Raw genomic sequence first — 13,399 nt, forward strand, 5'->3', positions numbered from 1 at the left:
TATGGCTCCCTTATTTCATGGCATCGAAGATGGGTTTGAGGGTCGAGGCCCAGACCTCGGGGTTCACATCCCCCACGTGGCGATAGCGGATGATGCCCTGGCTGTCGATGAAGAAGGTCTCGGGGGCGCCGTAGACCCCGAGATCCAGCCCCAGCATGCCGTCCGGATCGTAGAGGTTGACCTGATAGGGGTTGCCGAGCTCCGCCAGCCACTTGATGGCCTTGTCCCGCTCGTCCTTGTAGTTCATGCCGACGATATAGATACCCTGCCCCGCCAACTCTTTGAGGTAGGTGTGCTCCCCGTAGCAGGTCGGGCACCAGGTCGCCCAGACGTTGAGCAGCATGGGGCGCCCCTTGAGGATGCTCCTGTCGTGCTGCTTGTTGAGGTCATAGATGTCCTGCAGGGTGAACATCGGCACCTCCTTGTCCACCATCACGGATTCGAGCTTGGTTGGGTCGGAGTAGAGCCCCTTGAACAGGAACACGGCCCCCATCAGGAAGATGATGAAGGGCAGCAGAAACAGCCAGGTCTTCTTGCTCATGCCTTGCTCTCCTCTTCTTCACGACGGCCGAAGCGGTAGCGCTTGTCCAGCATCGCCAGCACGCCGCCGATGGCCATGAAGACGCCGCCGAACCAGATCCAGCGCACGAACGGCTTGTAGTAAATCCGCACAGCCCAAGCACCGTTGTCGAGCTGCTCGCCCAGCGCCGCATAGAGATCCCGGGTGATACCGGCATCAATGGCCGCTTCCGTCATCGGCATGCGGCTCACCTTGTACATCCGCTTCTCCGGCTTGAGCAGGGCGACCTGTTTACCGTTTTTGTGCACTTCCAGCACACCCTTGAAGCCATCGTAGTTGGGGCCGTTCTTCTCCTTGATGCCGGTGAAGACGAACTCGTAGTCGGCGAATTGCACCCTGTCGCCTGCCTGCATGCGCAGGTCCTTCTCGATGCTGTAATTCTGGGTGCAGGCGATGCCGATGATGCTGACCGCCAGCCCCACGTGACCCAGGATCATGGCCCAGTGGCTGTTGCCGAGCTTGCGCACACCGGTCGCGAAGCTGTGCTTGTGGGTGGCGCGCACCCAGGTTTCCTGCACGCTGGTGATGATGATCCAGACGCCGAGGCCGATGCCGAGCGCGGCCCAGGGTTTGAACTCCTCGGCCAGCAGCAACGGCAGCAGGAAGGCGGCGGCTAGGCTCAGCACCAGCGCCAATACCACCTTGCCCTTGAGCTCGCCAACGTCCTGACGGCGCCAGCGGAACAGGGGGCCCAGCCCCATCAGCAAGGCGAACGGAATGATCAGCCAGCTGTAGATGTGGTTGAAGAAGGGAGTGCCGATGGAGATGCTACCGAGCCCCAGCTCCTTGTGCACCAGGGGCAACAGGGTACCGAGCAGCACGGTCAGCAGACCCGCCACCAGCAGGATGTTGTTGCCAAGCAGCAGGGTCTCCCGACTCCACAGCTCATGTTTGCCGTGGCTCTTGACCTGGGAGCCCTTGAAGGCGAACAGCAGCAAAGAGGAGCCGATCACCGCCAGCAGGAAGCCGAGGATGAAGAGGCCGCGGGTCGGGTCTGAGGCGAAGGCATGGACCGACACCAGCACGCCGGAGCGCACCAGGAAGGTGCCGAGCAGGCTCAGGGAGAAGGCCGAAAGCGCCAGCAGCACTGTCCAGGCCTTGAAGCTGGCGCGCTTCTCGCTCACCGACAGCGAATGCAGCAGGGCCGTGCCCGCCAGCCAGGGCATGAAGGAGGCGTTTTCCACCGGATCCCAGAACCACCAGCCGCCCCAGCCGAGCTCGTAATAGGCCCACCAGGAGCCGAGTACGATGCCGAGGGTCAGGAAGACCCAGGCGGCCATGGTCCAGGGACGGGACCAGCGTGCCCAGGTGGCGTCGAGCCGGCCGGTCATCAGGGAGGCGATGGCGAAGGCGAAGGCCACCGAGAAGCCCACGTAGCCCATATAGAGCATGGGTGGATGGAAGATGAGGCCGGGATCCTGCAACAGCGGATTGAGATCGCGCCCGTCCACCGGGAAGTACGGCAGGGTGCGGGTGAAGGGATCCGAGGTGAACAGCACGAAGGCGGTGAAGCCGACCGAGATGAGCCCCAGCACCCCGAGCACCCGCGCCACCGCATCGAGCGGCAGGCTGCGGCTCAGCAGCGCCACGGCGGCGGTCCAGCCGCCGAGGGTCAGCACCCACAGCAGCAGGGAGCCCTCGTGGGCGCCCCACACCGCCGAGATGCGGTAGGCGAGCGGCAGCAGGCTGTTGGAGTTGGTGGCCACATACTGTACGGTGAAATCGTTGTCCACAAAGGCCCAGGTCAGGCAGAGGAACGACAGCAGCAACAACAGGAACTGGGCATAGGCCAGCGGTCTGGCCGCCGACATCATGCCCAGACGCCCCCACTTGGCACCGAGCAGCGGGTAACTGCCCAGCAGCAAAGCGGTGGCGAAGGCCAGGATCAGTGCAAATTGCCCTAATTCAGGGATCATGGTTGAGCTCCTTTCAATCGAGCCGCGACCTGAACCTGTTCACGGGCGAGAAACGGTGAAAAAGACGTCAGGAAGGAGGCGCTCATTGCTTGGCTCCCTTCAACTGCGCCTCGGTGTATTCGGGTTTGAAGTGCATGCCGTTGGTGGCGTCGGCCACTTCCGGCGGCATGTAGTTCTCGTCGTGCTTGGCCAGCACCTCGAAGGCGGCGACCGTGGTGGCATCCTTGAGGGTGCCCTGGGCGACTATACCCTGCCCCTCGCGGAACAGGTCCGGCAAGATGCCGTCAAACTCCACCGTCACCAGATGGCCGCCGTTATCCACCAGCTTGAAGGCAACCTTGAGGCTCTGGGGATCCCGCGCCACCGAGCCTGGCACCACCAGGCCCCCGATGCGCAGCCGCTGCCCTTCTTCCGGCTTGATCTTGTCCGGCCCCTTGCCCTCCACCAACTCGCTCGGGGTATAGAAGAGATCGATGTTCTGGCTGAGGGCATAGAGCACCAGGCCGATCACGCCGGCGAGGCCGAGGCTGATCGCCAGGATGATGGTGAGGCGTTTCTTGCGTCTCGGGTTCATAGGGTGTTCTCCATCTGCTGGGCCGCCTGGCGGCGAGCCTCACGCGCCTGCTTGCTGCGCAACTCGTTGAGCAGGCTGCGGGTCTTCAACCGGGTGGAAATGACGATGCCGACCAGACAGAGCAAGGTCAGACCGAAGGAGAGCCAGACGTAGAAGGCGTAGCCCCCCATGGCCATGAAGTCACTGAACGAGGCAAAGTGCATGCTTACTTCTCCTGCCTGGCGATGTCGGCGACCCAGGGGCGATGCCACTCCCGCATCAGCAGTTCATTCCTGAATCGCATCAGGGTCAGGGCGCCGAGGAAGGTCGCGAACGCCAGTATCATGATGAGCAACGGCCACAGCATCTCGGCCGAGATGGAGGGCTTGTCGAATTTGGTGATGGAGGCGCCCTGGTGCAGGGTGTTCCACCATTCCACCGAGTAGTGAATGATGGGCAGGTTGATCACCCCCACCAGCGCCAAAATGCCGGCGGCGCGTCCCGCCACCACCTTGTCGCTGAAGGCGTTGTAGAGCGCGATGACGCCGAGGTAGAGGAACAGCAGGATAAGCTCGGAGGTGAGCCGCGCATCCCAGACCCACCAGGTGCCCCACATGGGCTTGCCCCAGGCGGCGCCGGTGAAGAGAGCGATGAAGGTAAACACGGCGCCCACCGGTGCGACGGCGGCCACCGTCATGTCGGCCATGCGCAGTTGCCACACCAGGCCGATGAAGGCCGCCACCGCCATGGTGGAATAGGCGCCCATGGAGAGGATGGCGGAGGGCACGTGGATATAGATGATCCTGAAAGAGTCCCCTTGCTGATAATCAGAGGGCGCAAAGGCCAGCCCCCAGACGGTGCCGATGACGAAGGCAAGCAGACTGATCACGGCAAACCAGGGCAGCAGGGTCCCGGCCAGCCGGTAGGCTCGCTCGGGTTTGGCATAGGGGTGCAACCATTTCCACATAGCTCACAGAACCTTTCAGTTATTAATTTTTAGTGGCGAGACCCACCATACCCACTGCCGGAAAACATCACATCCCCCGAAAGCGATAAGCAGCCATCCCCTTGATCTATCTCAATTATATTTTATCAAAACAAGCCTCATAAGAAGCTCATCTAAAAAATTAATCAGTTGACGCTGACCCGCAGTGCCGCCGAAATCGCCAGTGGCGTCAGGGTCAGGGCCCCCACCAGCATGGCCCCCAGGATGGCGAGCTGGCCGGCATAGGGCATGCCCATGCTGGCCGCATCGATGGCGGAGGTGGCGAAGATCAGCACCGGAATATAGAGCGGCAACAGCAGCAGGCTGAGCAGCACCCCGCCCTTGCGCAACCCCGCCGTCAGCGCCACCCCGACCGCCCCGAGCAGGCTCAGCACAGGGGTGCCGAGGGCCAGGGTGGCGACCACAGCCAGATAGGTCTTCATGTCCAGGGAGAGCAAGATGGCGAGCAGGGGGGAGACCAGCAGCAGCGGCAGGCCGGTCAGCAGCCAGTGAGCAACCACTTTCGCCAGCGCCAGCAGCCCGAGCGGATGGGGCATCAGCATCATCTGCTCCAGCGCACCGTCGCTGAAGTCATCGCGAAACAGCCGCTCCAGGGAGAGCATGGCCGCCAGCAGGGCCGCCACCCAGATGATGCCGGGGGCGATGCGGGCCAGCAGCTGGGGCTCGGGCCCTATGCCGAGGGGGAACAGGGTGATGACGATGAGGAAAAACCAGAGCGGATTGAAGATGTCGGCACGCTGGCGCAGGGCCATCAGCAACTCTCGCTGGATCAGGGTCAGTACGGCGCTCAGCATCAGACGGCATCCTGCATCAGGGGAGTGAGGGAGAGGGTCGTCAGGCGCCCCTGCATCAGGGTCAGGTCCTGGTGGGTGGTGAGGATCACCATGCCGCCGCGATCGGCGTGGGTCAGGAACAACCGCTCGAGCACCTTGACCCCCTGCTTGTCGATGGCGGTGAAGGGCTCGTCCAGGATCCAGAGTGCCGGCTGATCAGACAGCCAGAGCCTGGCCAGTGCCACCCGGCGCTGTTGGCCCGCCGAGAGCTGACCCGCCGGATAATCTTCGAAACCGGCGAGGCCGACCTGGGCCAGCACCTGCCAGAGATCCACGTCGGTGGAGCCCGTGCCGTGCAGCTTCTGGTAGAAGGCGAGATTCTCGAGGGGGGTCAGGGTTGCCTTGACCCCGGGCTGATGGCCCAGATAGAGCAAGTTGGCATGGTACTCATCACGGCAACGGCGGATCTCCTCCCCGTTCCAGCACACCTCACCGGCAAAGGGCTGGGAGAGTCCGGTCAGCAGCCGCAGCAGGCTGGTCTTGCCCACCCCGTTCGGCCCCTCAATCTGCACCAGATCGCCGGAGGTCACCGCGAAAGAGAGATGTTCAAACAGGGTGCGATCTTCACGCACGCAGCTCAGATTGTTGGCTTGAAGCAGCATGAGGATTTAATCAATGGAAAGAGGCGGCCTGCATGTTAACACAGGATTGGAGGGCGTCTTTTCAAAGATGCCAACAATCAGCAGGATTTGTGGGGGAGATCGCGCCTTGGCAGAGGAATATATGGCAGGAGAGAGAGGGGAAGCGAACGCCTCCCCTTCGGAATCAGGAGCGGCCTTTGCGCAGGGAGATCAGCAATTCGGCCTCGGCTTGTGGCAACTCGCACTCGCTCATGACCTCGTCGAGATCGGCGCCGAGTTCCACCATCTTGGCGGCGCGGCTGTAGAGGCGGCGATCCGGATCCTGCAGGGTCAACTCCTGCTGGCTGTCATGGATCTTCTGCATGGCCCCTTCGGCCGATTGCAGGCGCTGGCCCATGCCGATGGCACCGGTATGGAGCTCCATCATCTGCTTGCGCAGACTCTCGAGCTGCCCTTGCAGCGTCTCTATCCTGGCCTCGGACTCTCGTCGGCTGCGACGCTGGCCGAATATCCCGACCAGGGCCAGCACCAGTGCCAACAAGGACAACCCCAAGGCTGCGAATTCAATCATCAAACCATCACCTTCCTGTCAACGCAGACTGAGCGATGCGACCCCGGGCGTGCACACCCGGAGCCCGCATCCTCTCGTACTTCCTCTCCCCATTACAGGGAGCCAATGTCGTCCCACTCTTCGTCCGAGAGCAGCTTGTTGAGATCCACCAGGATCAGCAGTTGGCCGTCGCGGTTGCTGACGCCCTGGATGAACTTGGCGCTCTCCTCTGTGCCCACCGCCGGGGCGGGATCGATCTCGGAGGAGCGCAGATAGACCACCTCGGCCACGCTGTCCACCATGATGCCGATCACCTGCTTCTCCGCCTCTATGATGACGATGCGGGAGTTCTCGCTCACATCCCCGGCCGGCAGGCCGAAGCGGGAGCGGGTGTCGATGACGGTCACCACGTTGCCACGCAGGTTGATGATGCCCAGCACATAGTCAGGGGCACCCGGCACGGGGGCGATCTCGGTGTAGCGCAACACCTCCTGGACCTGCATCACGTTGATGCCATAGGTCTCGTTTTCCAGCTGGAAGGTCACCCACTGCAGCACTTCATCTTCGGCCAGATTTTGTGCGATATTGCGCTTCTCTGTCATGCTCTTAATCCTTGTATGAACCCGTCAACGGGTAAAATTAGCAATAAAACCACGGTATTGCCGATATTCTCAGCGACCTTCAATGTTCACGCCACGCCCGAGCAGCACCAGCAATTCCCTGACGTGCAGCAGGGCACACATCTTCTCCTTGACCATGCCCGCCAGCCAGGGGCGCTTGCCCTCCTGATGGCGCCATTTCACCTGGTCCCGACGCAACAACTCGGTGCCCTTGAGCTGATGGCAGGCCAGCCCCCAGGGGGACTCTCCCAGCATGATCAGATACTTGTAGTCGGTGACATCCAGTGACCTATCCGGCATCACCCAGAGTGCCGTGTCCACCACGTTCATCTTCTGATCCCGGGAGGCCATGATGCCGCGGTACCAGGCCGGCTGGCCGAACAGGGAAGTCACCTCCCCCAGCTGGTGAATGCCGCCAAGCTCGGTCAGGGGCACCGCAAAGGTCACCCCGGCCACATCGAAGAAGAGTGCCTGAAACTCGTTGCCGGTGTCCAGATTCTCCCAGCTCGACGGAGCGGCCTCCACCTCGAGCCGGGGCGCCAACTCGGGTTCGGTCACCAGCAGGGTGGCCGGCTCGATGACGACAGGTGCCGGCACTATCTCTGGCAGCAGCTGTTCGAGCTCGATCGGCGTCTCCAACGCCACCTCGATTTGCAGAGGTTCGGCGTGGCTCTCCTCATGGCTCAAGGCGTCCATCTCGAACTGCACCTGCCCCACCTGGGCGAGCAGCTCGCTCAGTTGCTCGAGCCGCTGGTCGGTCTCGAGATAAGGGGCGACGACCACCTCGGGCAAGGAGGCGGGCTTGGCCTGACGCTGCAATACCGGCGCCGGCTCCTCGTCATCATCCAGGCTCTCCCGCAGCAGGGCATCGTCCAGCAGCAGGGAGTTGAAATAATCATCCATGGCCCGAACCTGGGTGGTTTCTCTCATGCTGTCACCTCTTGGGTCCGTTGACGCTCCTGAGCATCGAGATGGTTGAGCAGGGTCTCGTAGGCATAGGTGCCACGGCTGCCCGGCGCATAAATGGAAGGCGGGATGTGCAGCAGGCTGGCATCCCGGAATTTGGTGTCGATGGGGATGACCGCATTCCACACCGCCTCGCCATACTGCTCCTTGATGGACTGCAGTGTCATCAGGGAGGCGCGGGTACGCTTGTCAAACATGGTCGGGATCACGGTATAGCGGAACTTGTCCCGCTTGGATCGCTGCATGATCTCGAAGGTCTTCATCATCCGCTCCAGCCCCTTCAAGGCCAAGAACTCGGTCTGCACCGGCACCAGGATCCGATCGCAGGCCGCCAGGGCATTGACCATCATCACCCCGAGCACCGGCGGACAGTCGATGAGCACATAGTCATATTGCTCCTGCACCCGCAGCAGGGCGCGCTTGAGCACCAGTCCCATCCCTTCCCTGTTGCCCATCACCCGATCCAGGGTCGCTAGGGTAATGGAAGCAGGCAGCAGATGAAGGTTGTCGAACTTGGTCTTGAGGGTCATGCGGTTGACCAACTCGACGCTGGGCTTGGCCGCCTGAAACAGCTCATAGAGGGTGCCCTCCAGCCGGTCCGAGTCGAAATCGAAATAGGAGGTCAGGGAGGCATGAGGGTCGGTGTCGATCAGCAGCACGCGCTGGCCACGCTGGGCCAAGAGCCCCGCGAGAGAGACCACTGTGGTGGTTTTACCGACTCCACCTTTCTGATTGGCAACCGTCCAAACAATCACTGTATCAATCCTGCCTTGTTGTTATGCGTATGCCACCGCCGGGCAGCGTCACCACCCTGACATCCTCTGCCGCCTGCTGCGCGGCCGGCACAGGCGCGACCGTCGCGGGACTGACGGCTGCGCTGGGCACCCAGGCGAAGCGGGATATGGCGACCACGACCTTGCGATTCTGTAGCCGCCCCTGCTCAGTGTTGTTATCGGCGAAGGGAGAGAATTCTCCATAGGCCTCGTAGGCGAGCCGCTGTGGCACTATGCCCTTGACGATCAGCGCATTGAGCACGGCCTCGGCCCTTGCCCCGGAGAGAGCCCAATTGGAGCGAAAAATTTCATTATTTATCTGCTGGTTATCCGTATAACCCCGCACCCTGACATAGTTATCGACCGGTTTCAGAATACCTGAAAGCGTATCGAGCACCGGGGCCGCATTGTTGCCGAGAAAGGCGCTGCCGCTGTTGAACAGCAGGCCAGAGCTCAGCTCCACCGTGATCCAGTTCTCATCCTGCGCCAGCTTGACCACGCCGGCATCGACCAGGGCGCCCATGGCCTCCTGCATCTGCAGCGCTATGGTGGCGAGGGCGGTGCCATCCTGCGAAATCGGAGTGCCCGTGATGGGGGCGAGGGAGGGTGAGGGAGACGCCGCGCTCTCCAGCAACGAGGGGGAGGCCGACACCGGGTTGTTCAGCAGGGACTTGCCCTGCCCTTCCAGCAAGCCATCGCTGCGCGGCGTCGCCTGATTGAACGCCTGGGTCATGCCATCGATGACGGCGCGATACTGCTCCTTGTTGACCATGGCCACCGAGTAGAGCACCACGAACAGGGCGAAGATCAGCGTCATGTAATCGGCGTAGGAGACCAGCCAGCGATCGAGGTGCTCTCGTCCCTGCAGGTGCAAACGGTAGCGCTTGCGCATGGCTATTTTCCTTCAGTCAGATAACCCCGTAACCGCCCTTGCTCTGCCAATCGGTCTCCCTCTGGACGAGTGCCAAGACTCGGCTACTCCCCTTTCAGATAGGCCCGCAGCCGCCGCTCAACCTGCAGGCCGTTCTCCCCGTGGGCGATGGCCAGCAGTCCCTCCAGGGTCATTTCCTGGTAAAGGCCATATTGGTAGTGGAATGCTCTAAGACGATTCGCGACAGGCAGATAAATGAGGTTCGCAAACCCCACCCCGTAGATGGTCGCGACGAAGGCGATGGCGATGCCGGCACCGAGAGTGCTCGGCTCCTCCAGATGAAACATGGCCTGGATGAGGCCGATCACCGCCCCTATGATGCCGATGGTCGGGCTGTAGCCCCCCATGGCCTCGAAGACTCGGGCGGCGTGCTCGTTGCGCTCCTGCTCGATGTCGATGTCCGCCTCCAGCAGTCGACGGATATCTTCGATGGAAACCCCGTCCACAATCATGGTGAGGCCCTGACGCGTGAAGGGTTCTGTCTCCTCCTCGGCCTGGTTTTCCAGCGCCAGCAGACCCTGCTGGCGGGCAAACTGGGCCCAGCTTTGCAGCCGCTCGGCTTGCTGGGCCAGATCCCACTTAGGCGGGAACAGCATCCAGCGCACCTGCCCGAGCGCCGCCAGCATGTACTTGCGGGGCGTCTGCAGGATCACCGCGCCCCAAGTACCGCCAACGACGATGACGAAGGCCGGGCCATCGAGCAGGGTCAGCAGGCTGCCACCGTGCCACCACTGGGCCACCGCGACGGCACCCAACGCCAGCACCAGACCAAGCATGCCCATGCTCAGCGACCCAACTCGACCAGGATGCGCTGCGCCACCCGATCCAGTGGCAGGGATTCGCTCGCTATGCCAGCCTTGGCGACCGCCTGGGGCATGCCGTAGACGACGCAGGAGGCTTCATCCTGGGCCCAGATGGTCGCCCCCTGCTCCTTGAGCAGGCGAGCACCGTCCCGACCATCGGCGCCCATGCCGGTCAGCACTATGGCCAGCACCTTGTCGCCGTAGGTCTTGGCGGCCGAGGCGAAGGTGATGTCGACACAGGGTTTGTAGTTGACCTTGTCATTGCCCTCGATGATCCGCAGGCGAGCGCCGGGACTGCGTCCCTCCAGCAGCATCTGTTTGCCACCGGGGGCAAGGTAGGCGTGACCGGGTTTGAGCACGTCGCCGTCCTCGGCCTCCTTGACCCCAATCTGACACAGGCCGTTGAGGCGAGCGGCAAAGGCGGCGGTAAAGGTCGCCGGCATATGCTGGATCAGCAAGATGGGGTGCGGGAAGTCGCCGGGTAGCTTGGTCAGCACATTCTGCAGTGCCACGGGGCCGCCGGTGGAGGTACCGATGGCCACCAGCTGATAGCTCTTGCCGCTGCGCTTGAAGCTGGCGGGAGCGCTCGGCGCCCGGACGGGCTCAAGCTGGCGCTCGGCAACGCGCCCGGCAGCGCCAGCGGAACTGGCAGCGCCGCCGAGCACGGGACGTGCCAAAGGCTCCGGCGCCCTGGGTTTGGCCGCCATCAGGAAGCGCTTGCGGGCAATCTCCCTGACGCGCTGTTGCAGCAACCTGACCGCCTCATCCTTGTCGCGGGCGATGTCTTCAAACTTCTTGGGAAGGAAATCGAGGGCACCGGCATCCAGCGCATCCAGGGTCGCCTTGGCGCCCTCATGGGTCAGCGAAGAGAACATCAGTATGGGTGTCGGGCACTTGGCCATGATCTCGCGCACGGCGCTGATCCCGTCCAGCACCGGCATCTCTATGTCCATGGTGATGACGTCGGGCCGCAACTGCAGCGCCTTGTCTACCGCCTCCCGCCCATTCTGGGCCGTGTCGATCACCGTCATCAGGGGATCCTGATTGATGATCTCGCTCACCCTGCGGCGGAAGAAACTTGAATCGTCGACCACTAGTACCTTGACTGCCATTGTTATTCTTCTAACTCCTTGGGCCAGAACTCTCAGTGGCGACGTGCATAGGCCTTGAGCAGGCTGGGCACGTCCAGAATGAGGGCGATGCCGCCGTCGCTGGTGATGGTCGCGCCAGCCATGCCCGGGGTGCCTTGCAGCAGGTTGTCCAGCGGTTTGATGACCACCTCTTCCTGGCCGATGAGGTTATCCACCACGAAGCCCACCTGCTGGGTACCGATCTGGACTATGACCACGTGGCCTGTGTCCTGGCGCGCCGTCTTGCCGGCGCCGCGCACCAGCCACTTGTGCAGATAGAACAGCGGGATCGCCTTGTCGCGCACTATGATGGTGAGCTGGCCGTCGACCACGTTGGCCTTCTTCAGATCCAGGTGGAAAATTTCGTTCACGCAGCCGAGTGGCAGGGCGAAAGTCTGCTTGCCCACCTCCACCATCAGGGTCGGCAAGATGGCCAGGGTGAGGGGCACCTTGATTTCCAGCCGAGTGCCCTTGCCCCAGGTCGAATCTATGTGGACCGAGCCATTCAAGCTGACGATGCTGGTTTTCACCACGTCCATGCCGACGCCACGACCGGAAATATCGGAAATCTCCGATTTGGTAGAGAAACCGGGAGCAAAAATCAGGTTATAGGCGTCGTTATCGCTCATGCGCGCCGCGCTGTCAGCATCCAGCACGCCACGGCTGATGGCGATGGACTTCAGCTTCTCCGGATCCATGCCGGCGCCGTCGTCTTCGATGCAGAGCAGGATATGATCCCCCTGCTGGGAGGCGCTCAGGGTGATGGTGCCTTGACGGGGCTTGCCCGCCTTCTCGCGCACATCCGGCATCTCGACGCCGTGATCGCAGGAGTTGCGCACCAGGTGAACCAGGGGATCGGCCAGGGCCTCCACCAGGTTCTTGTCGAGATCCGTCTCCTCCCCGACCATCACCAACTCGATGTCTTTCTTGAGGGTGCGGGCCAGATCGCGTACCACACGGGGGAAGCGACCGAATACCTTCTTGATGGGCTGCATGCGGGTCTTCATGACAGCACCCTGCAGATCGGCAGTCACCACATCCAGGTTGGCCACCGCCTTGGACATCTCTTCGTCATTGCTGGCGACGCCGAGGCTCACCAGACGATTACGCACCAGGACCAGCTCGCCCACCATGTTCATGATGACGTCCAGGGTCTTGGTATCCACCCGCACCGTGGTGTCGTTCTGTACCGTGCTGCTCTCGGCGGGGGCGGCCTGCTTGGCTGGCGCAGGGGCCGGTGCTGGCTTGGCGACCGCGAGGGCGGCTTTGGCAACCGGCGCCGGGCTGGCGGCAGCGCTGGGCTGAACCACAGGCGCGGGAGTCGGGGCGATAGGTGCTGGCGTCGGTGCCGCCATATTGTGCTGCGGCGCCTGGCCGCGGCCGTGCAACTCATCCAGCAGGCGCTCGAACTCGTCGTCATCGATGAGCTCGTCCACCTCTTTTTGTACCGACTGCAGCGGGCTCAAATCGGGGGCTCCGCCGTGCTGGCCCTGGCCGTGCAGCTGATCGAGCAGCGCCTCGAATTCGTCGTCTGTGATGTCGCCAGAGCCGCTCAAGACAGGGGCAACCGACACCGTCGGTGCCTTGCCGGCACCGTGCAGCTCATCGAGCAGCCGCTCGAACTCATCGGCGGAAATCTCGTCGATGGAGCCACCGCCATTGACGGCAACAGGCACCACCTCGGGGACGATCACTGGCTCAGGCACGGGTTCGGGTTGCGGGGCGGCGACGATGCTGGCGGTTCTCAGCCGTTCTTGCCCTTCGGGCTTGCACAGCTCGTGCAGATCGTGCAGAAGATCGGCGGAAGCCGGGCTGGTCGGCTCCCGGTTCTGTACCTGGGCAAACATGACGTTGATGGCATCGAGGGCCTGCAAGATGACATCCATCAGCTCGGCACTGAGGGTTCGCTTGCCGTTGCGCAGCATGTCGAACAGGTTCTCGGCACCGTGGCAGACGTCCACCAGCTCGGTCAGGGAGAGGAAACCGGCTCCTCCCTTGACGGTATGGAAGCCGCGGAAAATGGCATTCAACAGATTCTTGTCATCGGGTCGCTTTTCCAAGTCGACCAGTTGTTCAGACAACTGTTCCAATATTTCTGATGCTTCGACCAAAAAGTCTTGCAGTATGTCTTCATCAACTTCGAAGGCCATGCGTCAC

At 62.3% G+C, this 13,399-nt stretch carries 15 protein-coding genes; all 15 read right to left on the minus strand.

Annotated features, from left to right (window positions below):
- Positions 1-10: 10 nt before the first annotated feature.
- Positions 11-541 carry a DsbE family thiol:disulfide interchange protein gene (locus BN1124_RS12195; RefSeq protein WP_042642214.1) on the minus strand — a complete coding sequence of 177 codons (531 nt, stop codon included), beginning with the start codon at positions 539-541 and terminating at the stop codon, positions 11-13.
- On the minus strand, positions 538-2,496 hold the full coding sequence (locus BN1124_RS12200) for a heme lyase CcmF/NrfE family subunit (RefSeq protein ID WP_042642215.1): 1,959 nt from the start codon (positions 2,494-2,496) through the stop codon (positions 538-540). Before BN1124_RS12200 ends, BN1124_RS12195 begins: the two co-directional genes overlap by 4 nt.
- A gap of 82 nt (positions 2,497-2,578) precedes the next feature.
- The gene (gene ccmE / locus BN1124_RS12205) at positions 2,579-3,070 is read right to left on the minus strand and encodes a cytochrome c maturation protein CcmE (RefSeq protein ID WP_042642216.1); all 492 of its coding nucleotides are present in this window, start codon (positions 3,068-3,070) and stop codon (positions 2,579-2,581) included.
- Positions 3,067-3,273, minus strand: a complete 207-nt coding sequence (ccmD, locus tag BN1124_RS12210) for a heme exporter protein CcmD (RefSeq protein WP_042642217.1) — start codon at positions 3,271-3,273, stop codon at positions 3,067-3,069. Before ccmD ends, ccmE begins: the two co-directional genes overlap by 4 nt.
- 2 nt (positions 3,274-3,275) lie before the next feature.
- Positions 3,276-4,016, minus strand: a complete 741-nt coding sequence (locus BN1124_RS12215; protein ID WP_042642219.1) for a heme ABC transporter permease — start codon at positions 4,014-4,016, stop codon at positions 3,276-3,278.
- Positions 4,017-4,180: 164 nt separating this feature from the next.
- Positions 4,181-4,849, minus strand: coding sequence for a heme exporter protein CcmB (gene ccmB / locus BN1124_RS12220; RefSeq protein WP_042642221.1), 669 nt, complete (start codon positions 4,847-4,849; stop codon positions 4,181-4,183).
- A complete protein-coding gene (gene ccmA, locus BN1124_RS12225; RefSeq protein ID WP_042642223.1) occupies positions 4,849-5,490 on the minus strand; it encodes a cytochrome c biogenesis heme-transporting ATPase CcmA in 642 nt (213 codons plus the stop codon). The genes ccmB and ccmA overlap by 1 nt, the downstream gene beginning before the upstream one ends.
- A 163-nt stretch (positions 5,491-5,653) precedes the next feature.
- Positions 5,654-6,040: a DUF2802 domain-containing protein gene (locus BN1124_RS12230; protein ID WP_033130835.1), complete on the minus strand. Its 387-nt coding sequence runs from the start codon at positions 6,038-6,040 to the stop codon at positions 5,654-5,656.
- A gap of 92 nt (positions 6,041-6,132) precedes the next feature.
- Positions 6,133-6,621 (minus strand): chemotaxis protein CheW, encoded by a 489-nt coding sequence (locus BN1124_RS12235; protein ID WP_033130834.1) that lies wholly within the window; start codon positions 6,619-6,621, stop codon positions 6,133-6,135.
- A gap of 69 nt (positions 6,622-6,690) precedes the next feature.
- Positions 6,691-7,569 carry a chemotaxis protein CheW gene (locus BN1124_RS12240; RefSeq protein ID WP_042642225.1) on the minus strand — a complete coding sequence of 293 codons (879 nt, stop codon included), beginning with the start codon at positions 7,567-7,569 and terminating at the stop codon, positions 6,691-6,693.
- Positions 7,566-8,360, minus strand: coding sequence for a ParA family protein (locus tag BN1124_RS12245; protein ID WP_042642227.1), 795 nt, complete (start codon positions 8,358-8,360; stop codon positions 7,566-7,568). The genes BN1124_RS12240 and BN1124_RS12245 overlap by 4 nt, the downstream gene beginning before the upstream one ends.
- A gap of 4 nt (positions 8,361-8,364) precedes the next feature.
- Positions 8,365-9,270: a flagellar motor protein MotB gene (locus tag BN1124_RS12250; RefSeq protein ID WP_042642229.1), complete on the minus strand. Its 906-nt coding sequence runs from the start codon at positions 9,268-9,270 to the stop codon at positions 8,365-8,367.
- 83 nt (positions 9,271-9,353) lie between these two features.
- Entirely contained in the window at positions 9,354-10,091 is a 738-nt protein-coding gene (locus BN1124_RS12255; RefSeq protein WP_042642231.1) for a flagellar motor protein, read from the minus strand.
- Positions 10,092-10,093: 2 nt separating this feature from the next.
- Positions 10,094-11,224, minus strand: coding sequence for a protein-glutamate methylesterase/protein-glutamine glutaminase (locus BN1124_RS12260; RefSeq protein WP_042642233.1), 1,131 nt, complete (start codon positions 11,222-11,224; stop codon positions 10,094-10,096).
- A gap of 32 nt (positions 11,225-11,256) precedes the next feature.
- On the minus strand, positions 11,257-13,392 hold the full coding sequence (locus BN1124_RS12265; protein ID WP_042642236.1) for a chemotaxis protein CheA: 2,136 nt from the start codon (positions 13,390-13,392) through the stop codon (positions 11,257-11,259).
- Between the last annotated feature and the right edge of the window lie 7 nt (positions 13,393-13,399).

Origin of the sequence: Aeromonas eucrenophila (assembly GCF_000819865.1) — a bacterium.
Lineage (GTDB): Bacteria > Pseudomonadota > Gammaproteobacteria > Enterobacterales > Aeromonadaceae > Aeromonas > Aeromonas eucrenophila.